Below are 24,934 nucleotides of genomic sequence, written 5' to 3' on the forward strand. Positions count from 1 at the left end.
AATCGCGGCAGAGGCTAGGTGGTCGTTCGCAACCGGGCCTCGGCGGCCCAGTGGGGTGCGTTCCATTGGTCGGCGATGGTGGCGGCCTGGGTGAAGTGGGCGGCGGCCTCGTGGTCGCGGCCGAGGAGGGCGGCCAGTTCGCCGAGGGTGTGGGCGACCGGGCGCAGCGCCACCGCCAGGCTCGTCGCGCCCGCCGGGGGGTCGTTGCGGTGCGGAAGCAGCGTCGTGTAGATCTCCTCGGCGGCGGCGCGGTCGTTCAAGGCGACGATGGCCATCGCGCGCAACGTTGTGAGGAAGGTGAAGAAGAAGTCGGGGCGGATCGGGCTGGGTGACGCGCTGACCTCGCGGGCTTCGGCGTCCAGGCCGTTGGCGTGGAGGGCGAGCGCGAGCAGGTCGGAGGTCATGGGGCCGAGCGCGGCGTGGAGGGCGCGAACGTCGTCCAGGTGCGCACCGAGCGTGCCGTCGTTCAGCCAGATCGTCGCCAGGGCGAGTTGGAGAAAGCCCGTGTGCACCGATCCGGCGCGCCGCATGCCCTCGTCGGCCTTGATGTAGAGGAGTTCGGCGTCGGCGAATCGGCCTTCGATGAGCGCCAGGGCCGCCAGCGTGATCTCGGTGACGGCGATCGCCTCGCGCATTCGGTAGGTGCGCGCGAGTTCCAGGGCCTCGGTGGTCACCTGGTGCATGGTCACCGGGTCGTTGGCGGCGGCGGCGACGGTGGCATGGTTGAGCAGCCCGGTGACGCGGTAGACCGGCAGGTCGTGCTCGGTGCCGATCTCCACGAGCTCCCGGCAGAACTGGGCGTCGCCGTGGACTTCGGCCAGGATCTCGAGTGCCGCGGCCCGCAGCCGGGGTTCGGTGGCGAGGTCGAGCGCCTCCTGCGCCGCCTCCAGAACGGTCGGGTCGTCCTCGCCGACCAGTTCGTGCGCGTACGCCGTCAGGAGCCGGGACCGCACCGAAGGGGTCAGTTCACGCTTCAGCAGGCGGCTCAGGCGGTCGACGATGGGCCGGTCCACCGTGCCGTACGTGCGGGCCTGCCAGGGGGTCGGCTCTGTCCACGCGGTGAATGCGGCGATCATCAGGTCGTCGCGGCCCAGGGACTCTGCGTACTCCACGGCTTCACGGCGTGTCTCGCGGGCGGCTCCGACGGCTCCCGCCCGGATCTGCGCGCGCAGCAGCCTGCCGAGCAATTCGACGCGTTCGTCCGGTCCGGTCGAGTTGGTGACGGCGTCGGTGAGGAGGTCGGCCGCCACGTCGTGGGCGTAGCGGGCCTCGGCAAGCTCGGCGGCCTGGACGCAATAGCCGACGGCCTTCGGTGAGCCGGCGCGTGCGTAGTGGTGGGCCAGTGCCGCGATGTCGTCGGTGCCTTCAAGAGCGGCGGCGATCCGGGTGTGCATGCGGGCTGTGCGGAGGCGGCTGAGGTCGGCGACGAGCGTGTCCCTGACGAGGGCGTGGACGAAGCGGATGAGGCCTGGGCCGGGCTCGTCGAGGAGCCCGGCGATGACGCCCGCGTCCAGCGCGTCCATCACGCCGTCCTCGTCGGTGTCGGCGGCCTTTACGAGGACGTCTACTGAGCTTTCCCGGCCTGCGACCGCGGCGAGCCGGAGGACGGACACGCCGCCTTCGGGCAGGCGCGCGAGCCGGCGGCGGAGGACGTCCCGTACGCCTTCGGGGACCTCGGAGAGGGCGACCAGCGCGCCTTCGCCGTTCAGCAGCCGGGCGCTTTCGCGCACGTAGAACGGGTTGCCGCCGGTGCGCTCGGCGATCCCTGCGATGGTCTCCTCGTCGGCCTCGCATTCGGTCCGTACGAGCTCCGCGACGGCCTCGTCGTTCAGCCCCGGCAGCGCTAGGCGGAGGGGCGTGGCGCGCGCGAGGGAGGCCAGCGTTTCGGTGAGGTGCCCGCTCTCGTCCGCGCGGTACGCGGCGACGACCAGGATCGGGGCCCGCAGGCCGAGGCCGCCGCCCAGCAGCTCCAGCGTGGCGGCGTCCGCCCAGTGCAGGTCGTCCAGCACGACGGCGACCGGGCGTTCCGTGGCGACCGCCGCGAGCCACCTCCATACGGCTTGGCGCAGCCGGAACCGTCCCGCGGTGGCGTCGGCGTTCACCGGCTCGGTGTCGGTGAGCAGCGGCGCGAGGTCGTCCGCGAACTCGCCCGGGGACGTGGTCGCGGCGACGGCTCTCAGCGCCTCAGTCCAGGCCCACGCGGGCGGCGCGCTGTCGACCTCGGGGCAGCGGCCGACGGCGACCAGCCACCCGTCGCGTTCGAGCCGCCTGCCGAGGTGTTCCAGCAGCGTCGACTTGCCGAGCCCGGCCTCGCCGGTGACAAGGGCGATGCGGGCTCCGTCGGTGGCGGCCTCGGCGGCGGCCGTGACCAGTGCCGACAGCTGTGCCTCGCGTCCGACGAACGGCGCCTCGATGATCGGAGCGGGCCGCGGCAGCGGTGCGGTCGGCGGTGGCGGGGGCACGGTCGCGCGCATGACGTCCGTGCGCTGGGTGAGGATCGCCTCCTCCAACGCCGTCAGGTCCGGGCCGGGGTCGAGCCCGAGCTCCTCGGCGAGGAGGCCGCGGGCGCGGCGGAGCGTCGCCAGCGCGTCGGCTTGGCGGCCGCTGCTCCACAGGGCCAGGGCGTGCAGCCGCCAGCCTTCCTCGCGGAGGGGCTCGTCGCGGGTGAGCCGCTCGGCCTCGGGGACCACCGCGGCGGGGTCGCCGATTCGCAGACCCGCCGCGACGTGCAGTTCGGTGGCGACCAGGCGCAGCTCGTTCAGTCGGGCCGTCTCGGCGGCGGCCCACGGCTCGTCGGCGACCTCGGCGAACGCCGGTCCCTGCCACAGCCCCAACGCCTCGGCGAGCCGAGCCCGGGCGGCGCGCGGGTCGGTGACCGTACGGGCCTGGTCGAGCAGGTCCTCGAACCGCCACGCGTCCACCGACTCCGGCGGCAGCCGCAGCGCATAGCCGGGCGCCGCGCTCACCAGCAGCCGGGCCGGCGTGCGCGGCGGACGTCCGGGCTCCAGCAGCCGGCGCAGGTTGGACACATACGCCTGCAAGGACATCAGCGCCCGCGCGGGCGGCTCCCCGCGCCACAGATCCTCGATCATCCGGTCGACGGGCACGACCTGCCCGCGCGCCGCCACCAGCAACGCCAGCACGCCCCGCTGCCGAGGCCCGCCGAGGTGGACGGTCTCACCGTTCACCTCGGTCGCGAACGCGCCCAGCACCCGGATGAAGACCATGATCCGCACATCGTACGTGGACGTTCCAAGTCGGCTCCAAGTCCCCTCCAAACACCCGGGAGCAGCCTGAACACGTCGCAACCGATGAAGGGCAGGAACAGATGGGCGTCAACACCCAGGACATGGAGATCGTCCACCGCGTGCTCCGCCGTGAGTCACGGCTGCTGGTGGAGCTCGTCGCGGCCGTCGCCCCGGGTGACACCGCTCGCGCCCAGGTGATCGCCGACCACTTCCGCGTCTACCGGCTGGGCCTGCACAACCATCACGAGGGCGAGGACGAGCTGCTGTGGCCGCCGCTCCTTTCCCGGGTGGACCTGGAGGCCGACATCGTCCTGCGCATGGAGACCCAGCACGAACGCATCGCGGGCACCCTGACCAGGCTGGACGCCGCGGTCCCCGCCTGGGAGGCCACCGCGGGCGCCGACGAACGCGACACCCTCGTGGCCGCCCTCGCCGAGCACCGCGCGGTCCTGCTGGAACACCTCGACGACGAGGAGGCCACCCTCCTCCCGCTCGCGGCCAAGCACATCACCCAGCAGGAGTGGGCCTCCCTGGGCGACCACCTGGTGAACAACACTCCCAAGCTCACCCTGCTCACGCTCTTCGGCGCCGTCCTGGAAGACGCGAACCCGGCCGAGCGCGCCATCGTCCTGCGCGGCCTCCCCACCCCGGTCCGCGTCATCTGGCACGTGATCGGCCGCCCCCGCTACGCCCGCCACATCCGCCGTGTCCGCGGCTGAACCCTGCCCAGTCTGAACATCAGAGGAGAAGGACCCATGTCGCTGAAGAAGCTCAACACCGTCCTGGCCACCGCCGTCGTCCTGTTCACCCTCTACCTCGGGTTGTCCTTCGTCCTGCCCCTTGAGACGTCCTTCCCGGGCCTGCCGAACTGGCCCTCTGGCGACAGCGGCTTCCCTATCGTGAAGGGCAGCCGTGAAATCGCGATGGGCCTGGCCATGGGCGCCCTGCTGGTGACGGGCCACCGCCGCGCCCTGGGCTGGGTCCTGCTGATGGTGGCCGTCGCCCCGTTCGGCGACATGATCAATGTCCTGGCCCACCACGGCTCCATGGCCGCCGCGTTCGGCATCCACGGCCTGACCTCGGCGCTGATCGCGGTCACTGGCCTGCTGATCCTCCGCGAGACCGGCAAGGCCCGCAAGGCCCAAGAGGCCGCCGCCCCGGCGCCCGCCGCGCAGCCCGCCTGACGTCTGCACGCCCCGAAGGGGCGAACGGTGTTCCTTCGCATTTTCTGAGAACTCGAAAAAGGAAGACGACGATGACGATCAACGATCTGCGCGGTGTCCTCAAGGGGCGCGTGCTCCTGCCCGATGACGACGGCTTTGAACAGGCGGCCACCGCGTGGAATCTGACCGTCAGGCAGCCGGTGGCGGCCGTGGCGGAGGCCGCGGATGCCGATGACGTGGCGGCGCTCGTGCGTTACGCACGGCGGGCGGGTATGACGGTGACCGCGCAGCCGAGCGGGCATGGCGCCTCGGGTGATGTGGAAGGCCTGATCCTGTTGCGTACCGGCCTGCTGAACGAGGTGGAGGTACGCGCGGAGGAGCGCGTGGTCCGGGTGGGCGCGGGCGTGAAGTGGGGGCAGTTGCTGGCGGCGGCCGGTCCGCTGGGTCTGACCGGCCTGTCCGGCAGCGCGCCGGGGGTCAGCGTGACCGGCTACACCCTGGGCGGCGGGGTCGGCTGGTTCAGCCGCAAGTACGGCTTCGCCTCCGACAGCGTGCGGGCTATCGACATCGTGGACGCCGATGGCGAGCCGGGCCGGGTGACCGCCGAGTCCGATCCCGAGCTGTTCTGGGCGCTGCGCGGCGGTGGCGGGGACGTCGCGGTGGTGACCGCCCTCGAACTCGAGCTGTATCCCGTGCCAGTCCTGTACGGCGGGCGCGTGATCTGGCCGGAGCACCGGACCAGGGAGGTGTACGACGCGTTCCTGGAGATCACCGCCGAGGCGCCGCGTGAACTCAGTGTCTGGATCAACCGGCTCCAGCCACCCGGCGCGCCGCCGATGGTGACGCTGGATCTGGCCTACCTGGGTGAGGCGGCTCAGGGGGAGGACCTGCTGGTGCGCATCGACAAGATCGAGGGCGCGATCTCCGACAGCCGCGGCGTCGTCCCGGTTGCCGACCTGGGTGACATCACCGCCGAGCCGACCGATCCGGCCCCATCCATCGCTCGTGCGGAGCTGCTCACCGGACTGGACGCGGACGCGGTGGAGCTCCTGCTGGCCAAGCCGGTCGAACCGCTCATCAACGTGCAGATCAGGCACCTGGGCGGGGCGCTCGCCGAGCCGGGCGACGGGGCCGGTGCGAGCGGCGCGGTGGCTGAGCCGTACCTGCTCGGCCTGCTGGGCCTCGGCCTGCCGCACGCGGCCGATGCGACGCGCGCCAAGCAGGCCGAGGTCGTGGCCGACCTGGAGGCCCACATCAGCGGCCGCAAGCCGTACACCCTGCTGTCCCCCGGTGACACGGCGGCAAAGTCCTTCTCCGGCAGCGCGCTCGCGCGGCTGCGGGAGATCAAGCGGGCCCGTGACCCGCACAACGTGTTCCGCGCGAACTACCCGGTGCTCGGATAGATCGGTTCCCAGCAGGTCACGGCCCCTCCGCCCACCGGGGCGGCGAGGCCGCACCGAACCCGCGTGACAGATGTCGCCGCGAGCACTGTGAAGGGCAACACCCACACAGGAAGGACTCGCACCATGAGGGTTGCCAACCTGAATTGACTGGTCACGGGGCTGGCCTGCCGGGGTTTGCGACCTCGAGATCGTCTGCCACCCATTTCCGGTCCAGCGCAGCCTGGACCTCCGCCAGATCCTGACCACCCGCCGGCCGGGTCGTGACCAGGCCGGAACCCTGAGGACCACTTGTGAAGAAGCTCTACTACGCTGCCCACACCTACATGATCGTCGGGCTGGTCAGCGGCCTCTACTACCGCGAGATCACCAAGCTGAACGATTTCACCGGCGACTCCCAGCTCGGACTCGTCCACACCCACGTGCTCGCCCTCGGCATGCTCTTCTTCCTGATCGCCCTGGCGCTGGAGAAGCTGTTCACCCTGACGGCCGGCAGACTCTTCAACGCGTTCTTCTGGACCTACAACGCCGGCCTCGCTATCACCGTCGCCGTCATGACCGTCCGCGGCACACAGACGGTCCTCGGCCACCACACCCCCGAAGCAGCAGCCGCCATCGCCGGAATCGGCCACATCACACTCACCGTCGGCCTGATCTTCTTCTTCATCAACCTGGGCAAATGCATCGCCAAGGCCCCCGCGACCACCGATCTCGACACACAGCCACAGACAACCGATCACTGAACGCGCGGACACGAAACACCGGCGGGCGATCGTTGCGCGGCGGCCGCCGCCGAGCCCGTGCGCCATGAGGGTCTCGTACGTCGCACAGGCCCGCACGGCCAGGGCGCTGTGGTCGGGGGAGTAGAGCAACGATCGGGGGTTCGCACGTGGCCGCGCGGCACGTCGGCCACCGCCCGCGTCAAGAACCGCTCCCAAGCCGGGTACCGGGAAGCGACAAGATCATTCCGCGTATATTCCGCGCCGACCGGCACTGCCAGGCCACCGATGGCATGTCGGCGACAGCAACCATCTGACATGTCGGCGACAGCAACCATCTGACATGTCGGCGACAGCAACCATCAATCGCGGGGGTCCGGGGGGCTTGGCCCCCCGGGCGGAATCGCGGGCCTCCGCGAAGGCGAGCAAAGCTCGACGAGTAGGCGAAGCCGCCTCGTGGGCACAGCTGGATTCGAACCAGCGACTCCTGGTTTGTAAGACCAGTGCTCTAACCACTGAGCTATGCGCCCGCTGCCGGAGGAACCGGCGACCGGCCACAGCCTACCGGGATCTTCCCCCTACCTGCGAAACGAAATCAGGCGACCGGCCGCCAGGCACCGTAGATGTCACCGGCGCCGCGCGAGGAGACGTACAGGCGGCCGTCCTCGGTGAGGGCGAGGGCGAACACCTGTCCGTTGCCGTCGGTGGCGACCATGGGGACGCCGATCGCGGGGAAGGGGAGGGCGGGCGGGGGGACGCGGCTGCCGGTGGGGACCGGGGCCTCGCCGACCTCGTGGAAGACCGCCCGCAGTGGGGTCGCGGGGTCGCTCCACCTGCGGCCGGTCTCCTTCACCTGGCGGATCGCCGTCGAACCGCCCTGCTCGTACACGAGGGTCGGGTTGCCGCCGGCGTCGCGGGTCGCGGTGACGGGGCCGCCCGGCCGTACGCCGGGGACCGCGCCGGCGTACACGAAGGTGCATCCTGGGCCCTGCCGCCACTGGAGCAACTGCGTACGGGTCGGGGCGAAGAGCTCGATTCCGGCGTTGCCGCCGACGGCGTCCATGCCGTCCTGGATGTCGCGGCCGGGCGGGATCGTCCGGGTGCGCTTACGCGCGGGTGCCGCCGGAGGCGCGGTCGTCGGGCCGCCGGAAGGGGCGGTGGTCGTGGGAGCCGGTGAGGCGGGGGCGCTCGTTCCCGGGGTACCCGGTGTCGGCCGGGACGGTGTCGGGGACGGCGTGCCGCCGGTCGCCGGGGTGCCCGTGCCGGGCAGTGGCAGCGACGGCAGGAGGTGCCGGGGGTGCCGGGACGGCGAGGCGCTCGGGGTCGCCGAGGGCGACGCACTGCTCGGCCGGGTGGTCGGGGCCGTCGTGCGGGGCGTGGGGGAGGAGGGTGCCACGGCGCGCCTCCGGACGGCCTTGGCAGCCGGGCCGCGCAGTTCCTGCCAGGATTTCGTCCAGGAGCCGGTCGCCGCCTGGCACTTCACGCTGACGCCGCCTTTGGCGTTGCGGACGAACACGGCGGTGCCGCCGTTCCTGCCGGACACGGCGAGGGGGGCGCCGGTCGCGGCGCCCAGGGGGGTCCAAGTGGCCGTCCACCGTCCGCCGGCGTACCGGGGCCGGACGGCGACGAGCGCGCCGCCCCTGTGGGCGAAGACCTGGCCGTCGGCGGTGGTGAGCGACGCGTCGAGGCCGCTGCCGCCGAGTGACGCCGGACCGGCCCACCCGGTGGGGGTCTGCCACCACGTGTAAAGGCGGCCGGACAGGACGGCGAAGGCCTGGAGTCGTCCGTTGCCCGCGCGGGTCGTCCAGGAGGCTCCTCGCGGCCAGCGGTAGCGCATGCGCACCTGCCACGAGGCGAAGTTCTTGGCCTCGGAGTTGATCCGGTAGTCATAGGCCCGGTAGTCGGCGAAGTAGCGCTGCTTGGCCCTGCTGTCGGCCTTGCCGAGGTTCACCGGGGTGTCGCTGAGGTTGTAGTCGCGGTAGTCGACCTGGACGACGGGCCGCCCGTACGAGTGCACCGCCTCGGCGGCGAACTTGGCCGCCGCGACGTGGTCGGTGTGGTCGGCGGTGTACCGCCGGTCTGGAGCGGGGTCCTGCGTCCGTACCACCGTGGGGCGGTACCGCTGGAACAGGGCGACCAGCGCGCGGACGACGTCGGCGTGGGTGTAACAGTGGGCGTACGGCGAGTGCTTCGGTGTCACGGTCGCCGCGCACTTGGCCGAGCGGTGGTCCGCCTGGAGCTGGGCGATCGCCCGCCTGCCGATGCGGGGGCGGGGGTCGCGGCCGTCGGGCAGGCTGAGGAACGCCAGATGGATGTCGGGGCGCGCGGTGAGCGTGTGCACCTCGACCTTCAGCCGGCCGGAGCGTACGGTCTCCACTCGCCAGCCGTCCCGGACCCCGGCCATGGCGGCGTACGCCGCGTGCAGTCCCTGGCGGCGTTGCGCGACGTACACGTGAGGGTCGTGATGGTCCTTGATCCCGGCGTGTCCCTCACCCGCGGTCAGCACGACCGTCGTGACGCCTTCGCCTCGCCGGATGTCCTGCGTGAGGTCCGGGGACATGAACAGAAGGTCGTCGTCCGGGTGGGCGACGATCTGGACGAACCCGGCCGGCGCAGCGAGCGTTCGCTCCTGCGCGGCCCGTACCGGACTCGCGATCCCGAGAAGACCGACACATGTCGCCGCCGCGGCCAGACCCGCGATCGCCCGCGCAGGGCTACCCGCCACGCTCGCTCCCCGTCGCCCTGCGGACACCCGCCGCAGGAGCGAGAGGATCATGCCATACGTTAGGTTGAAATTTAGTTAATTGTGGGTTACTGGGGCGCTGATCACAGCTTGCCCGGATTGTCGTTCGTGGCGCGGCACGGCCGCTCATCGACCCGCGGGTCGGGATCGCCGGGTCGTGGACCGGGTGCGTGGGCGGTCAGGTCGTCGGGCCGCGGCGCAGGACGCGGCTGAGTGCCGCGGCGACCTCCTCGGACAACCCCGGGGCGCCGGCGGACACGCGTGTCTCAGGCGTGCGCTCGGCGGCGCGGACCTGCCCGCACGTACGGCACTCGACCTCGCCGAGGCGGCATACCAGGGTCGTCGACCCGCACGCCGTGCAGTGATCGAGCTCGCCGGCCCAGTCCAGACCGTTCTGGCAGTCGGGGCAGATCAGAACCTGCCGGTCCTCGCGCACCCCGCGTCGCCAGGGGCTGGGGCCGTGGTCCGGGTCCGTCTGCCGGGCCCCGCAGCGGTAGCAGGGCATGGCGCCTCCGGTGGGATCCGGGACCGGGCCCGTACGGGCCCGGCCACAGGAGGTCAGGAGATGTCGGCGAGCGCCTTGCGGTACTCGTCGAGGTCACGGGCGTCGGGGATGGCGTTCTCCACCTTCCACCGCACGACACCGGTCTTGTCGATGATGTAGGTGCCGCGCGTCGCGACGCCTCTGTTCTCGTCGAAGATCCCGTAGGCCTTCGCCACGTCGCCGTGCGGCCAGAAGTCCGACAGCAGGGGGAACTGGTAGTTCTCCTGGTCGGCCCAGGCCCGGTGCGCGAACATCGAGTCGACCGACACGGCGAGGACCTGCACGTCGTCGCCGCCCAGGGTGGGCAGCCGGTCGCGGATGGCGCACAGTTCGCCCGTGCACACGCCGCTGAACGCCAGCGGGTAGAAGACGAGAACCACGGTCTTCTTCCCCTGGAAGTCCGACAGCCTGACCGGAGTGCCGTGCTGGTCGTTCAGCTCGAAGTCCGGTGCGGCGTCGCCGACGTCAACCGCCATGTCGTGAACCCTTCCTCGCCGAGTCTGTGGCCGGACGCCAGTCTGCCACTGCACGCCACGGCGGATCGCGGGAGACCCGACGTATGAAACGCCTCACACGCCGGTCAACCCTCTCCCCGCACGGTCCGCTCCTCGGCGGGAAAGGTCAACGCCGTGCCTTGGGCGACACCAGGCGCGTGCCCGACCACTCCTGGGCCGCGCTGATGCTCTTGGTCTGCGACAGTCCGGCCGTCTGCGCGGCCTCGAGGATGTCGCTCGGCTCGACGTGGCCTTCGCGCCCCGCCTTCGGCGTGAGCAGCCAGATGTGGCCGCCGTCCGCCAGTGTGGTCAGTGCGTCGGACAAGGCGTCGAACAGATCACCGTCGTCCTCGCGCCACCACAGCAGCACGGTGTCGACGACGTCGTCGTAGTCCTCGTCGACCAGCTCGTTGGTCGAGACCGACTCGATGGAGCTGCGCAGCTCCTCGTCGGTGTCGGCGTCGTAGCCGATCTCCTGCACCACCTGGTTCGGCTTGATGCCGAGCCGTTCGGCCAGGCTGCTCTGCGCCTGACCCGCGGTCGCGCTCACGAACGTCCTCCCTGTGTTGTGGGCCGCGATTGTCAAACATGCCCATGTTCTTTACCGCCCGACCCTTCCGGGTGCGGCATTGCCGGACAGTTCACACGGCGGACCACCCCATGCGCAAGTGTCTGACCCGCAAGTGAGCGAACACGGCCACTTCTCTCAACTACCGCTGATGAAGCTGAGTCGCACCTTGCGCACGACATTGTCCACGTTGAGGTCCACCACAGCCACCGATTGCCAGGTGCCGAGCGCGGGTTTCCCGCCGATCACCGGGATCGTGGCGTAGGGCGCGACGAACGCCGGCATCACGTGAGAGCGGCCATGCCCACGAGATCCATGCGCATGCATCCACCGATCGTCCGCAGGCAATATTTCGCCGAGCGCGGACAGGAGATCTTCGTCGCTGCCCGATCCCAGCTCTATCAGCGCGATGCCGGCGGTCGCGTGCGGAACGAAGAGGCTCAGCAATCCGTCGGACGCCCCGATGTCGCGCAGGAATCTGAGGCATTCGCCGGTGATGTCGTGCACGGCCTCCTTGCTCCCAGTGGCCACGCTTATCACTTCAGTGTTCATGCGTACATGTCTACTCGTCGTGTTCGATCACGGCATCCGGTCCGGGGTACACCAAACCAGTGTGTCCATCGTCGAAACGGACGAGATAGGGCGGCTCGCCGGTGGCGCCGCGCACCTCAATGATCTTTCCGGTCCGGTCCGCCTGTCCGACGGTGTTGCCGTGGACATGCAGCCGGTCGCCTACGACCGCGTGCATGGTCGTTTCACCTCCCGACCGCGGGTATCCCCTCAGCGGTGGCTCTCCACACACAGCCTCGTACGACGCGAGGCCGATGGGAAGCCATATCGGGACGGTTACCCGACAGTAGAGATGCGTTAACGGTCCCGACGTACGACGATGGTCAGGACAACAACGATCCATCACCTGACCTGGGTGGGCACGAAGCGAAGGGGACCCCGTGGCTTCCGGACGCCAGCGCTTTTCCATCATCAGCGACGGCCTCCCCAGTCAGCTTCCGGACATCGACCCCGATGAGACCCGGGAGTGGCTGGAGTCGCTCGACACGGTCATCAAGACAGAGGGCCGCTCGCGCGCCCGCTACCTCATGCTGAGGCTGCTGGAGCGGGCCCGAGAGCAGCAGGTCGGTGTGCCCGGCCTGCGCAGCACGGACTACATCAACACGATCCCGCCGGAGCGCGAGCCCTGGTTCCCCGGTGATGAGTACGTCGAGCGCCGCATCCGCGCCTACATCCGCTGGAATGCCGCGATCATGGTGTCCCGGGCGAATCGCCCGGAGTTGTCGGTCGGTGGCCACATCGCCACGTACGCCTCGGCGGCGTCCCTGTACGAGGTCGGGTTCAACCACTTCTTCCGCGGCAAGGACCACGGCGAGTCCGGCGACCAGGTCTTCATCCAGGGTCACGCCGCACCCGGCATCTACGCCCGGGCGTTCCTCGAAGGTCGGCTGCCCGAGGACAAACTCGACGGCTTCCGCCAGGAGATCTCCCACCCGGGGGGCGGTCTCTCGTCGTACCCGCACCCGCGGCTGATGCCGGACTTCTGGGAGTTCCCCACGGTGTCCATGGGCCTCACCGCGATCAACTCGATCTACCAGGCCCGGTTCAACCGTTACCTCTACAACCGGAAGATCAAGGACACCTCGCGGTCGCACGTGTGGGCGTTCCTGGGCGACGGCGAGATGGGCGAGCCGGAGTCGCTGGGCGCCATCGGCCTGGCCGCCCGCGAGGAGCTCGACAACCTCACCTTCGTCATCAACTGCAACCTGCAGCAGCTCGACGGCCCGGTCCGCGGCAACGGCAAGATCATCCAGGAGCTGGAGTCGGTCTTCCGCGGCGCCGGATGGAACGTCATCAAGGTCATCTGGGGTCGCGACTGGGACCCGCTGCTGGCCCAGGACGTCGACGGCGTGCTCGTCAACCAGATGAACACCACGCCGGACGGGCAGTTCCAGACCTACACCGTCGAGACCGGCGAGTACATCCGCGAGCACTTCTTCGGTGACGACCCTCGGCTGCGCAAGATGGTCGAGCACATGTCCGACGACGACATCCGCAAGCTCTCGCGCGGCGGCCACGACTACCGCAAGCTGTACGCCGCGTTCAAGGCCGCGCGTGAGCACGTCGGCCAGCCGACGGTCATCCTCACCCACACGATCAAGGGCTGGACGCTCGGGCCGGACTTCGAGGCCCGCAACGCCACCCACCAGATGAAGAAGCTCACGAAGGCGGAGCTCAAGGAGTTCCGCGACCGGCTCTACCTCGACATCCCCGACTCGGCGCTCGAGGCGGACCTGCCGCCGTACTACCACCCGGGCGAGGACTCCGACGAGATCCAGTACATGCGCGAGCGGCGCATGGCCCTCGGCGGCTACCTGCCGAAGCGGACCGTACGGGCCAAGGCCCTCAAGCTGCCCGGCGACCCGGTGTACGCCGAGCTGAAGAAGGGCTCCGGCAAGCAGAACGTCGCGACGACGATGGCGTTCGTCCGGCTCCTCAAGGACCTGATCAAGGACGAGAACATCGGCGCCCGGTTCGTGCCGATCGCCCCGGACGAGTACCGCACGTTCGGCATGGACTCGCTCTTCCCCTCCGCGAAGATCTACTCGCCGCACGGGCAGACGTACGAGGCGGTCGACCGCAAGCTGCTGCTGTCGTACAAGGAGTCCGAGCAGGGCCAGATGCTGCACGAGGGCATCAGCGAGGCCGGCGCCGTCGGCTCGGCGATCGCGGCGGGCACGGCGTACGCCACGCACGGCGAGCACATGATCCCGGTCTACATCTTCTACTCGATGTTCGGGTTCCAGCGGACCGGCGACAGCATCTGGGCGATGGCCGACCAGATGACCCGCGGCTTCCTGCTCGGCGCGACCGCCGGCCGTACGACGCTCACCGGCGAGGGGCTGCAGCACAACGACGGCCACTCGCCGCTGCTGGCCGCGACCAACCCGGCATGCGTCTACTACGACCCGGCGTGGGCGTTCGAGCTGTCCCACATCATCAAGGACGCGCTGCGCCGCATGTACGGCTCCAGCGAGGAGCACCCGCACGGCGAGGACGTCTTCTACTACCTCACCGTCTACAACGAGCCGTACCAGCAGCCCGCCGAGCCGGCCGACCTCGACGTCGGCGGCCTGCTCAAGGGCCTGTACCGCTACGCCGAGGCCCCGCAGGTCGAGGGCGAGGCGCCGGGCGCGCAGATCCTCGCCTCCGGCGTCGGGATCCGGTGGGCCCTGGAGGCCCAGCGGATGCTCGCCGAGGAGTGGGGCGTGGCCGCCGACGTCTGGTCCGCCACCTCCTGGACGGAGCTGCGCCGCGAGGCCATCACCTGCGACGAGTGGAACCTGTTGCACCCCGACGGAGACCAGCGCGTCCCGTACGTCACTCGCACGCTGGACGGGCAGCCCGGCCCGGTCGTCGCCGTCAGCGACTTCATGCGGGCCGTTCCCGACCAGATCGCGCCGTGGGTCCCGGGCGACTGGTCCTCGCTCGGCACCGACGGGTTCGGGTTCTCCGACACCCGGGCCGCCGCCCGCCGCTTCTTCCACGTCGACGCCGCCTCCATCACCCTCGCGGTGCTGACCCGGCTGGCCCGGCGCGGTGAGATCAAGCAGGAGGTCCTGCAGAAGGCGATCGAGCGCTACCAGCTCGGCGAGGGCGCCGAGGTCGTCGTCGGCGCCGACAGCGCCCCGCCGGAGAGCTCGACCGACACCATGAGCGTCGGCTGAGACACCGGACCCGAAGACGACCGGGGCGCCTCCTTCCGGGGCGCCCCGGCCGTCGGCCGATCAGGCGGCCGGCACGTGGGGTTTCCCGTTGGTCCAGCCGACTTCGTAGTAGAGAGTCGACGACGCCTTGGTGCCGTCCACCGTCCCCGTGGTCTCCTGCAGGACGAAGGCGGTCTTCGGATCGATGATCAGGCGCACGGGCCCGATCGTGACCGCCTGCCCCACGCGTCCCCGGACGTCCTTGGCCCGGCCGCCGGTCGTCACCCCGGGCCGCTGCGCGAGCGCTCGGAAGGCGGCCGCCCGCACCTTGGGAGAGACGGGGACCGCGTAAAGCAGCGCGCTCAGCGTGCTGGTGACCGAGTACTCCACGTCCTTCGGCCGCCAGCTCGCATTGAGCCCACGGGAGAACGTGCGCGTCCAGGCCGTGAGCCGTCGTGCGTCGGTCGGCAGCCGCTGGAGCCGGTCGAAGGACAGCATGCGGTCTTCCAGCTCGAAGGACGCGCCGTTCTTGTGCTTCTCCTTGTCCAACCCCAGCCCGCGGCCGTCCAGCGTGGCGGTGCCCATGTACCACCAGCCGTCCTTGGCCGCCCAGGTCTCGAACACGTTCCCCACGGGCGACGCGTTCTCGACCGTGATGGCGTGGACCCACCGGATGTGCCAGTACCTTCCGGTCGTCGCCGGCGCGGTCTCCGCACTCGATGCGGCGGCCAGCAGCACCTCCCGGCCGGACAGCCGTTGGGCCGTCTCCGACGGGGCAGGGCGCTGTGGACGGGCCGGAGGAGTCGCCGTGACCGTCAGTGCGATCGCGGCGGCGGCCCCTGCGGCCACCAGCCCGATCCCCGGCAGCGCCCAGCGACTCCACCGCCGGCGCGGCGACGATGTTCTCGGCACCCGCGCCCGGGTGCTCGGAACCTCCCGCAGCCGGCTCCCGGCCGGCTCCTGGGCGATCGACTCGCCCGCACGGGGCCGGCCGGCGGTCGGCGCCTGGGCGATCAGCTCGTCCAGCCGCTGCCGGCCCGTCGCCGCCACCGTCGGCGACGGGCCGCCCTCGTCGAGCAGCTCGGTGACCCTTCGAATGTCATCCATGGGACTCCTCCGTAGACGTGGGATCGGTCCCGCCCAGTGCCTCCCGTAGCTTCCTTCGAACCCTGCTCAGCCGTGATCCGACCGTTCCCGAGGGGATCTCCAGCGCCTGCGCGACCTCCTCGTAGCCGAGGCCGCCCAGCGCGACGAGGAGCAGCGCGTCGCGGTCCCCCTCCGGCAGAGCCGCGAGAGCCCGGGCGAGCTGCGGCCGAATGCCCTCCGCGGTGACACGGGCGGCGACGCGCTCATCGTGTTCACCGCCCGGAAGGTCACCGCCCAGACGGGCCAGCGCCGCGTAGCGACGGCTCTCATCGCGCCGGTACTGCCCGACCAGGTTGGTCGCGATGCCGAACAGCCAGGGGCGTACGGCGCCGCGCGCGGGGTCGAAGCGGTCGCGCTTGCGGAACGCGGCGAGGAACGTCTCCGCCGCGACGTCGTCGGCGACGTCGCGACCGAGCCGCCCGGCCACGTACCGGTAGATCTCCGGGAAGTACCTGTCGTAGATCACTCTGAATCGATCGGGCTCATGCCACGACCGCTCGATCACCGCGGCGTCGTCGCCCTGCGAGTCGACGACGCCGGGTGGGGCGGTCATCCGTGGCTCCTTCTCATGTCGGGCCTTTCCGAGGCGTTCGGCGGTCACCCGTACTCAGTCGCACGCCAAGATCTTCTTCACGGCGTCCATGCGCGTCCGTGGTCGGAGAGTTGCGCCCGCGCGGGAACAGAGGTTGTGAATTTGTGTAAACGGTCCACGGCTTCCTCGGCGTCGACTCACGGAGTTACGGTCACGAGTACCTGGAGATACGGACGACCCGTCAAGGATCCATCGTGATCCCGCCTCTTCACATCGCCTGAGTCCGCGCCTCCAGGCCGCCAAGTGGGGACAGAAGGGCCCGGCACGCCGCCGCTGCCGGGCCCTTTTGAATGTCCGGGCACCGAACCTCGCCGTTGCGTTCCACAGAGGGGACGAAGCGGGATACGGTCTTCGAGCTGACAGTGGAGATCATCCCGATTACGGATCGCAAGGGGGATGAGCGTGTCCGGCCCGACGGACGACAACGTGCCCGAGTCGAATGCCGCCTCGCCGTCCGGCGATGACGCGTCCGACCCCGCCGCCTCGCCCGGTGCGGCCGATGCTCGCGAGCCTGCCCCGCCTTCCGGGGCCGCAGGGCCTTCCGGCACGGCGTCGCCTTCGGGCACGGGTGCGTCTTCTGAGACGGCCCGGCCTTCGGATACGGCCTCACCTTCCCCGGCCGACGCGGACGCGGCCGAAGGGCCGGCTGCTTCCCGAACGGAGGGTGGCCCGGACGGAGGCTCCCCTGAAGCTCCTCCGCAGGCTCCGCTGGAGGAGGCACCCGAGGAGGATTCCGCGGAGCCGGGAGCGCCGCAGAGGTCCGCGGAGAACGGTCCAAGGCCGGGGGAGAGCCCGTCCATGCCGCCCGTCGGTGACGACGCCGTGACACGGCCCTGCGCCTACTGCGGACGCCCGATCGCCCAGCCGGGTGAGGAGGGGCCCGCCGTACGCTACTGCCTCGACAACGACGGCGCCTGCGCCCGCGCGGCTGCCGACCGGCGCCGCCGCGACCAGGACTCCCCGGGCCTCTCCGGACAGGTCGCACGTACCTGGGACATGGTCGAACGGCTGGAGGACGTCGCCGAGCTCCTGGCGATGTCCCTGACGGCGGACCTGAGCGTCGCGGGGGTCGAGCGGCGGATCGCGGAGGCCAGAGCGGAGGCGGCCGCGGGCATCGCCGACGCCCAGCGCGACCGGGAGGCGGCCCGGCTGGAGGCCGAACAGGTCCTCGCCCAGCTCGGCGACGTACGGCACCGCGTGGACCGGGCTGAGGCCCGGGTCGTCGAGCTCACCGCACAGCTGGAGACCGCCCGTACCGAACGGGACGCCGCCCGAGACCTCGGCACGCAGGCCACACGGACGGCGGAGGCGGCGACCGAGGCGATCACGGCGGTACGCGAGGAGCGCGACCGTCTCACGCAGCGGCTGACGGAGCTGACCTCCGCGCTGGACCTGGCCCGCGACGAGATCGCGCGATACCGGGGGGAGCTCGCCGAGGCCAAGGAGCTTCAGAAGCGGTCCGTCGCGATCGAGGAGATGCGCTCCCGGCTCCGCGCCGCCGAGTCCGAACTGGACAAGATGCGCACCACGGCCGAGCTCGCCCAGAACGCCCGGGCCGCCGCGGAGCAGGCGCGGGCGGCGGCGGATCGGCAGGCTCTGGAGGCTCGCGCGCACGCCGACGAGGTGAGCGGCGAGCGCGACGCGGCAGCGGCCGCGCTCGAGGAGAGCCGCGGCGAGCTGGAACGTACGTGCGTCGAGCGAGACGAGGCCCGCTCCGAGCTGGAGACGGTACGGGGCGAGCTGGAGACCGTACGGGCCGACCTGGAGGCGTCCCGCGACGAGTTCAGGACCTCGCGCGAGGAGCTGGCGACGGCGCGGCCTCGCCTGGAAGAGGGCGAGCGGCTCACCGCGGACATCGAGTCGGCCCGCCGCGAGCTGGCGGACGCGCAGACCCGCCTGGGGCAGTACCAGCTCCAGGCCAAGGAACGTTCCGGGATGCTCGACCAGCTTCGCGCCGCACTGGCCACGATGCTCGCTGAGCGCGACGCCGCACGGGCCGAAGCCGACGAGACCAAGGCTCAGATCGACAGCGCCAAGGCCGAGGCGGAGGAGGCCAAGGCCCAGGCGGGCAAGGCGAAGGCGGAGGCGGAGGAGGCCAAGGCTCAGGCGGGCAAGGCGAAGGCCGAGGCTGGGCAGACCAGGGCCCAGATCGAGAAGGCGAAGGCGGAGGCGGAGGAGGCCAAGGCTCAGGCGGGCAAGGCGAAGGCCGAGGTCGACGCGGCCAACGCCCGGGCCGGCGAGGCCCAGGCTCGGGCCGACGAGGCCGACGCTCAGGCGGAGGAGACCAAGGCTCGGCTGGAGCAGCTCACGACGGGACACGTGCGGCCCACGTCGCGGCACGCGCGGCCGCCCGCCGACGCACATGCCCACGATCGGTCGGCCGGGCAGCCGCAAGGTGCGGCGGAGCCGCTCGCCGACCCGTTCGGTAACGGCCGCCCGCCGGGCGATCCGCGGATACCTGCTCAGCCGTCGGCCGACCTCGGTGGGCCTGCGCAGCCTTTCAGTGACGGTGGCGGGTTCGGCCGCCCGTCGGCCGATCCGCGGGGATCTGTTCAGCCGTCGGCGGACCCCGGTGGGCCTGCGCAGCGTTTCGGCGACGCCGGCGGGTTCGGCCGCCCGTCGACCGACGCGAGAGGATCTGTTCAGTCGTCGGCGGATCCCCGTGGGGCTGGGCAGCCTTTCGGTGATCCTGGCGGGCCCGGGCGTTCGTCGACCGATCCGCGGGGACCAGCTCAGCCGCCGGCCGACCTCGGCGGGTCCGCGCAGCCTTTCGGTGATCCTGGCGGGTTCGGGCGCCCGTCGGCCGATCCGCGGGGACCAGCTCAGCCGCCGGTCCACCCCGGCGGGTCTCCTCAGCCGCCGGTCGACCAGGGCGGGCACGCTCAGCCCTCGCACGACCCCCGCGTCCAGTCCGGGCCGTCGGCCGATTCGCGCGGACCGGCCCCGACGCCGTTCGGCCAGGGCCCGGTACCACCGCCTCCGCCGCCGTTCCCGGGACCCGTACCGTCCTCGCCCATCCCGGGAGGCACCGCGCCCTCGGCGTTCGGCGGCACGGCACTTCCGCCACGAGGCCCGGCGGGGGCCCCGCCCGTGCCACCGGACGCGGGAGGGATGCCGCCGTCGCCTGGGGACCCGGGCGGACCGGGACTACCCGGTCGACCGGGGCCACCCGGCGGTCCGGGCACATCGGGTGCCCCGGACGCGGCCGGGGCCGGTGCGGCGGACGACCCGGCGCACCCGCAGTTCCCGCCTCCCCCCGGGCATGATGTGGGTGAAGCGACCGGCCGGTTCGACCGGTTCCGCCGCCGCTTGCCACCGCCGCCCGACGAGTGACCCGCCGGGCGATGGTGCCCAGGCCCAGCACCCATCACGGGTCTCGGCCGGGGCGACCGCTCGTCTCCGCGTTCCGGTCGTGGGGCGGCCGGGACGGCACCGGCATGGGGACGGGGGCGGGTCGCCGTACGCGGTTGGCGGCGACGCGTGCCAGCACGGCAGGGGCGAACAGCGAGGTCGGCGCGGCCATGAGCGCCAGCACGTCGACCAGGCGCCGGCACACGTGCCGGTCGACGTTGGCGGTGGCCACGACCTCGTCGACGTACGCGTTGATGACGCGGGTGCGCAGCCGGACGTGTGCGGCCTCGGTCTCCCGGTACCGCAGGTCCTCGCCGGTGGCGACGAGCCACGCTCCGGCGGCGCTGCGGGCGACGCCGCGCTGGAAGCGTCGTTCGAAGCCGGGGCCGGGTTCGCGCAGGCAGCGGTCGAGGGCCAGGGCCGCGACGGCCGCCACGCTCATCCCCTGGCCGTAGATCGGGTTGAACGCGCACGCCGCGTCGCCGGTGACGACGAACCCTCGGGGCCAGGCGCGCAGGCGCTCGTAGTGCCGCCGGTGGTTGGCCGTGCGGCGGAAGGCGGTGATCGGCGTGAGCGGTTCGGCGTCGCGGATGGCCTCGTACAGGACGGGGCTGCGAAGTCCCTTGGCGAACTCCAGGAAGGCGTCCTCGCCGGTCGGGCCGTAGTCGCGTCCCGCACCCGACAGGCTGCACAGCCAGCGGCCGCCCTCCAGGGGGAACAGGCCGCCGGTGCGCCGGGTCGCGGGCGGGTCCGCCTGGATGTAGAGCGCCTTCCAGTCGGCGTCGAAGCCGGGCGGTATCGCGTAATAGCGGCTGGCGTACCCGAGGAGGGGGTCGACCCGGGTCTCGGGCGGCGCCGGGTACCCGAGCGCCGCCAGCCACGACGGGGCACGCGACCCGCGGCCGGTGGCGTCGACGACCAGGTCGGCGGGCAGCTCGCCGCCGGACCCGAGCACGACCCCGGCGACGTCGCGGCCCTGGGCGAGGAGACCGGTCACGTGGTGGCCTTCGAGGACGTCCACCTTGGCCCGGTCGCCGTCGGGCGCTTCCGTGAGCCGTCGTCGTACCGCCCAGTCGAGGAGCGGACGGCTGCACGACAGCATCTCCGTCCCGTCGAACCGCCGACGCCAGCCCGCGGAGGTCAGCCAGAGGACGTCCGCGGGCACGCCGACCACCACGGCGCCGGCCATCCCTAACGTGTCCTCCAGCCCGGGGAACAGCACTTCGACGACCTCCCGGCCGCGGTTCCACAGCACGTGCACGTGCCGGGCCTGCGGCACCCCGGCGCGGAACACCGGCTCGTCCGGGAAGCGGTCGCGCTCGATCAGCGTGACGCGGTCGAAGTGGGCGCTCAGAACACGGGCGGCGAGCAGACCGGCCATGCTTCCGCCCACGACGACGGCGTGTTCGCGTTTCACGTACGGCCTCCGGTGATGCTGGGGACGAAGGAGGGGGGAAAGGTACGGAGACTATGAAACGTGCATATTGACGCTGTGTGAAGGACATGCCGATACTCGGATAACCGAGCGAGGAGTCCGATCATGGCGACCACTACCGGCCATCTTTCGCAGGCACCATCGCGGACCCGTCATCACCGTATGGTGAAGAACGAACTCACCGAGACGCCGCATCCGGACTGGGCGCAGGCCATGGTCGATTCGGTTCGGCCCGACTGGTCGGCGGTGCTCAAGGCGGCGATCTTCACCGAGACGGCTCATGGACCGTTCCCCGATGAGGCGTGGCGGCGGATCCTCCTCGATTTCTTCTGCATCGTTGAGGCATTCCCGAAGTACATGGGCGTCTATCTGGCCAAGACCACTTTCGGCCAGACGTCGGGCGACCACCTCGCCCGCGACTGGCTGATCGGCAACATCCGGACCGAGGCGCTGCACGCCCAGTGGTACGCCGACTGGGCCGCCGCGCACGGCATCGGGTTCGAGGAGCTCGTCTCGCACCGGCCCTGCCCGGAGGTCGGCGCGCTGTACGACTACCTGTGGTCCGTCTGCTATCGAGGCACGCTGGCCGAGGCGTTCGGCGCGGTGAACTACGCGATCGAGGGCACGACGGGGGAGTGGACACGTCTGGTCCTGCCCGCCTTCCGGGAGCGGTACGGCGACGACGAACAGGCCGTTCGCTGGCTCGTCGAGCACGCGGAGTACGACGACGCCCACCCCCGGGAGGCGTTCGAATTGATCAAACTGACCGTCCGCGACGAGGGTGGGCGGGCGAAGGTCGAATCGGCCGTCCGCCGGTCGCTGGAACTGTTCAGCCGGGGGTTCGCGGCAAGTTACGAAAATCGGGCAATGGTGGTTGATACACGGCAATGAAGGACTTCAAAGGGTAAAAAGCCCACAAGTCTCCGGCGTTGTTCGCTGCTCGGAAGCGGCAGTGACGTGCATTTTCCCTTCTTGGGCGGCCGGTGGCGGCCGAAGTCGGCTGCATTCTCGCCATCTCCGCTGGGTATCTCGTAGTCGATCATCTTTTCCTGTCGGATGGGCCGCGAGAAGGGCAGCAGATGCACGTCAATGCCATTCGGGTGCCGCTGGCGCTCACCGCGCTCACGGGCACCGCGCTGATGGCCGCGGGCTGTGGCGGCGGGGAGACGGCGGCGGAGAGCGCCCACAAGGTCAACATCGAGGCGGCGCCCGCCCGCGTGGTGATCACACCGGCCCGCGGCGCCACCGCCGTACGGCCGGACGAGCCCGTCATCGTCCGCGCCGCAGGCGGCCGCCTCGAAGGCGTCGTGCTCGAGAGCGGCCGCAGAATGATCGAGGGCGACCTCAACCGGGACCGTACGGAGTGGCGATCCCGCTGGGCGCTCGACCCCGCGGCGGACATCACCGTCCGTGCCGTGGCGCGGAACACCGACGGCCGCGCGGCCATGGCCGTGAGCCGCTTCCGCACCACGGGTACGCCCAGCACCGTCTCCGTCTCCCAGGACCCCGTCCTGGAGGAACGGCGACACGAAACCTACGGCGTCGGGCTCCCCATCATCCTCAACTTCGACAAGGCGATCACCGACCGCGCGGCGGTCGAGAGGTCGCTCGAGGTGATCGCCGACAAGCCGGTCGAGGGCGGGTGGCACTGGTTCGACGACGGCAAGCAGGTCGTCTACCGGCCCAAGATGTTCTGGCCGGCCCACCAGACGGTCCGGCTCGTCGCCCATCTCACGGGGGTGCCCCTGGGCAAGGAAGGGGGCTACGGCGCCAAGGACTTCACCCGTAGCTACCGGATCGGCAAGGCGCAGGTCTCCCACCTCGACATCAAGAGGCACCACATGCGCGTCGAGTGGGACGGCCGTCCGGTGCGCACCATCCCGATCAGCGCGGGCAACGGGGAGACCCAGGAGTACACCACGACCAGCGGCATCCACCTGAACATGGAGAAGGACGAGGACGTCATGATGACCTCGCCCGGCCGCAGCCCCGGCGACGCCGGCTACTACCACGAGCTGATCCACTACGCGGTCCGCGTCTCGAACGCCGGTGAGTACCTCCACGAGACGCCGGGCGATGAGGACTGCCTCGGCAACCGCAACTGCAGCCACGGCTGCATCCGCCAGCCGAGGAGCGACGCGATCTGGTACTACAAGCACTCCCAGCCGGGCGACCCCGTGATCGCCACCGGGACGGACCGGCAGGTCGAACCGGACAACGGCTGGTCGTTCTACCAGATGCCGTGGAAGAAGTGGCTCAAGGGCAGCGCCCTGCACCGCTGACGCACCGACCCACTGGCCCTTGACGCCGCATCGACCGACAGAAGTCAGCGAATGGTCATTTTCCAGGAAGGCGGCGGTTCCACCGCGCGGGCACGTTGCGGGGGTGAGCATCACACGCCTCAGCGTGGTCGCCGTCGTCCTCCTGCCGACCTGTGTCTCGGCCGCGGTCACGGCGCCGCGGGTACACCCGGGCATCCCGGTCCTCGGCGCGGCGTTCGAGCCGGCGCGGCGCTGCCGCGCGGGAGCCGCCCCGGACTTCGACGGAGACGGCGTACGCGACCTGGCCATCGGCGCCCCGTACGCGACCAGCGGTGGCCGCCGCAGAGCCGGCGCGGTCGCCGTCCGCTACGGCGGCCGGTCCGCCTGGCTGTCACCCCAGCAGGCGCAGGCCGGCGCGGGGTTCGGCGGCACGCTCGCCACGGGCGACTTCAACGGCGACCACTGCGCAGACCTGGCGGTCGCGGCCTCCGACCAGGGCCGTACGCGCCCGGGTGCCGACGGCACGGGCACCGTCACGGTCTACTTCGGCTCGCCCGGCGGGCTGCGGCCGCAGGTCACCCTGAGCGTGCGGAACCTCGGACGCACGCCCGCGAGCGACCGGTTCGGCGCCGCCCTCGCCGCCGGGGACCTCGACCATGACGGCAAGGACGACCTCGTGGTCGGCATGCCCGGTCTCGCGGGAGGCGGCGGAGTCGGCGTGTTCACCCGCGGTCTCCGCACCGCCAAGCTGATCACCCAGCACACCTCCTGGGTGGGTCAGCGCTCGAGCCAGACCGACGGGTTCGGCGAGGCCCTGGCGATCGGCGCCTTCGGTGCCTTCGGCCGTGGCAGGCACCCCCAGATCGCCGTGGGCGCGCCGGGTGACGGCACCGAGGCGTCGGGCGCGGTGACCGTCCTCGACCCGGCCGCGCACCGATCCCGGCGGATCACCGAGGCCAGCAAGGGCGTACGGGGCGTCCCCGAGCGCTATGACGAGTTCGGCGCGGCCCTCGCCGCCGGCGACTTCGACCACGACGGCACCGACGATCTCGCCGTCGGAGTGCCGGGCGAGGACGATACGAAGATGCCGGACAACTTCGCCCAGGGCGCCGTGCACGTGCTGTACGGGTCCGGCGGCGAAGACGAGGTCTGGAACCTCCGCAAGACCGGCCCCGCGGACCGGCTCGGATCCGCGCTGGCGGCCGCGGACCTGAACGGCGACGGCACCGCCGACCTCGCCGCCGGGGCACCGGGTGCCGGTACCGTCCAGGTACTGAACGGCCATCATCGGAGCGGCCTGGCGCGGGGCGCCCTCATCACCTCTCCCGTCGGCGGCACGCCGCAGTTCGGCTGGACCCTGGCCATTCGGGGACGGGACCTGCTCATCGGCGCACCCGGAGCCTCCGGGTTCGGCGGCACGGTCTTCCTGGTGCACGGTTCCCGCAAGACGACCGTGCAGGCGGGCACGGCGGGCGAGCTGCTCGGCTACGCGATCTCCTGAGCCGCGCGCCCTGCCGCCGGGCTCTTCGCTCGCTCAGGCCGACTCCTGCCGGC

Annotated in this window: 19 protein-coding genes and 1 tRNA gene; 9 read left to right on the forward strand and 11 right to left on the reverse strand. The window is 71.3% G+C overall.

All coding sequences use genetic code 11. The annotated features are described in order from the left end of the window. Positions 1-14: 14 nt before the first annotated feature. Entirely contained in the window at positions 15-3,227 is a 3,213-nt protein-coding gene (locus tag ABEA24_RS22635; protein ID WP_345432980.1) for an ATP-binding protein, read from the reverse strand. Between the two features lie 101 nt (positions 3,228-3,328). Here ABEA24_RS22635 and ABEA24_RS22640 point away from each other — a divergent pair, with 101 nt between their 5' ends. From ABEA24_RS22640 to ABEA24_RS22655, 4 genes are all read left to right on the forward strand, one after another. After that, a complete protein-coding gene (locus tag ABEA24_RS22640) occupies positions 3,329-3,967 on the forward strand; it encodes a hemerythrin domain-containing protein (protein ID WP_345432981.1) in 639 nt (212 codons plus the stop codon). Positions 3,968-4,003: 36 nt separating this feature from the next. Continuing rightward, on the forward strand, positions 4,004-4,432 hold the full coding sequence (locus ABEA24_RS22645; RefSeq protein ID WP_345432982.1) for a DUF4267 domain-containing protein: 429 nt from the start codon (positions 4,004-4,006) through the stop codon (positions 4,430-4,432). Positions 4,433-4,503: 71 nt separating this feature from the next. Beyond that, positions 4,504-5,814: an FAD-binding oxidoreductase gene (locus ABEA24_RS22650; RefSeq protein ID WP_345432983.1), complete on the forward strand. Its 1,311-nt coding sequence runs from the start codon at positions 4,504-4,506 to the stop codon at positions 5,812-5,814. A gap of 290 nt (positions 5,815-6,104) precedes the next feature. Then, a complete protein-coding gene (locus ABEA24_RS22655; protein WP_345432984.1) occupies positions 6,105-6,554 on the forward strand; it encodes a DUF2871 domain-containing protein in 450 nt (149 codons plus the stop codon). A 433-nt stretch (positions 6,555-6,987) separates the two neighbouring features. On the opposite strand, the gene ABEA24_RS22660 is transcribed toward ABEA24_RS22655, so the two are convergent. From ABEA24_RS22660 to ABEA24_RS22690, 7 genes are all read right to left on the reverse strand, one after another. Further along, positions 6,988-7,060: transfer RNA gene (locus ABEA24_RS22660), tRNA-Val, on the reverse strand. Between the two features lie 65 nt (positions 7,061-7,125). After that, a complete protein-coding gene (locus ABEA24_RS22665; RefSeq protein WP_345432985.1) occupies positions 7,126-9,255 on the reverse strand; it encodes a PIG-L family deacetylase in 2,130 nt (709 codons plus the stop codon). A 196-nt stretch (positions 9,256-9,451) separates the two neighbouring features. After that, a complete protein-coding gene (locus ABEA24_RS22670; protein WP_345432986.1) occupies positions 9,452-9,778 on the reverse strand; it encodes a hypothetical protein in 327 nt (108 codons plus the stop codon). 53 nt (positions 9,779-9,831) lie between these two features. After that, a complete protein-coding gene (locus ABEA24_RS22675) occupies positions 9,832-10,293 on the reverse strand; it encodes a peroxiredoxin (protein ID WP_345432988.1) in 462 nt (153 codons plus the stop codon). Between the two features lie 145 nt (positions 10,294-10,438). Then, a complete protein-coding gene (locus tag ABEA24_RS22680) occupies positions 10,439-10,861 on the reverse strand; it encodes a DUF3052 domain-containing protein (protein ID WP_345432989.1) in 423 nt (140 codons plus the stop codon). 156 nt (positions 10,862-11,017) lie between these two features. Further along, complete coding sequence (locus ABEA24_RS22685) at positions 11,018-11,431, reverse strand: secondary thiamine-phosphate synthase enzyme YjbQ (RefSeq protein WP_345432990.1); 414 nt, start codon at positions 11,429-11,431, stop codon at positions 11,018-11,020. Positions 11,432-11,441: 10 nt separating this feature from the next. Beyond that, positions 11,442-11,627, reverse strand: a complete 186-nt coding sequence (locus tag ABEA24_RS22690) for a DUF1918 domain-containing protein (RefSeq protein ID WP_345432991.1) — start codon at positions 11,625-11,627, stop codon at positions 11,442-11,444. Positions 11,628-11,829: 202 nt separating this feature from the next. On the opposite strand from ABEA24_RS22690, the gene aceE reads away from it, so the two are divergent. Beyond that, positions 11,830-14,616: a pyruvate dehydrogenase (acetyl-transferring), homodimeric type gene (gene aceE, locus ABEA24_RS22695; protein ID WP_345432992.1), complete on the forward strand. Its 2,787-nt coding sequence runs from the start codon at positions 11,830-11,832 to the stop codon at positions 14,614-14,616. A gap of 60 nt (positions 14,617-14,676) precedes the next feature. Here aceE and ABEA24_RS22700 read toward each other — a convergent pair whose 3' ends face one another. Further along, the gene (locus ABEA24_RS22700) at positions 14,677-15,702 is read right to left on the reverse strand and encodes a CU044_5270 family protein (protein ID WP_345432993.1); all 1,026 of its coding nucleotides are present in this window, start codon (positions 15,700-15,702) and stop codon (positions 14,677-14,679) included. After that, the gene (locus ABEA24_RS22705; protein WP_345432994.1) at positions 15,695-16,294 is read right to left on the reverse strand and encodes an RNA polymerase sigma factor; all 600 of its coding nucleotides are present in this window, start codon (positions 16,292-16,294) and stop codon (positions 15,695-15,697) included. The genes ABEA24_RS22700 and ABEA24_RS22705 overlap by 8 nt, the downstream gene beginning before the upstream one ends. An 837-nt stretch (positions 16,295-17,131) precedes the next feature. Here ABEA24_RS22705 and ABEA24_RS22710 point away from each other — a divergent pair. Beyond that, complete coding sequence (locus ABEA24_RS22710) at positions 17,132-19,666, forward strand: hypothetical protein (protein ID WP_345432995.1); 2,535 nt, start codon at positions 17,132-17,134, stop codon at positions 19,664-19,666. A 34-nt stretch (positions 19,667-19,700) separates the two neighbouring features. On the opposite strand, the gene ABEA24_RS22715 is transcribed toward ABEA24_RS22710, so the two are convergent. Then, positions 19,701-21,101, reverse strand: a complete 1,401-nt coding sequence (locus ABEA24_RS22715) for an NAD(P)/FAD-dependent oxidoreductase (protein ID WP_345432996.1) — start codon at positions 21,099-21,101, stop codon at positions 19,701-19,703. Between the two features lie 180 nt (positions 21,102-21,281). Between ABEA24_RS22715 and ABEA24_RS22720 the strand changes: the two genes are divergently transcribed. The 3 genes from ABEA24_RS22720 to ABEA24_RS22730 all read left to right on the forward strand — a co-directional run bounded on the left by ABEA24_RS22720 (position 21,282) and on the right by ABEA24_RS22730 (position 24,881). Next, positions 21,282-22,010, forward strand: a complete 729-nt coding sequence (locus ABEA24_RS22720) for an iron-containing redox enzyme family protein (protein ID WP_345432997.1) — start codon at positions 21,282-21,284, stop codon at positions 22,008-22,010. A 188-nt stretch (positions 22,011-22,198) separates the two neighbouring features. Beyond that, positions 22,199-23,401 (forward strand): L,D-transpeptidase, encoded by a 1,203-nt coding sequence (locus tag ABEA24_RS22725; RefSeq protein ID WP_345432998.1) that lies wholly within the window; start codon positions 22,199-22,201, stop codon positions 23,399-23,401. 103 nt (positions 23,402-23,504) lie between these two features. Further along, positions 23,505-24,881 (forward strand): FG-GAP repeat protein, encoded by a 1,377-nt coding sequence (locus ABEA24_RS22730; protein ID WP_345432999.1) that lies wholly within the window; start codon positions 23,505-23,507, stop codon positions 24,879-24,881. Positions 24,882-24,934: the final 53 nt, after the last annotated feature.

The sequence above is a fragment of the Actinoallomurus vinaceus genome, assembly GCF_039542055.1.
GTDB lineage: Bacteria > Actinomycetota > Actinomycetes > Streptosporangiales > Streptosporangiaceae > Actinoallomurus > Actinoallomurus vinaceus.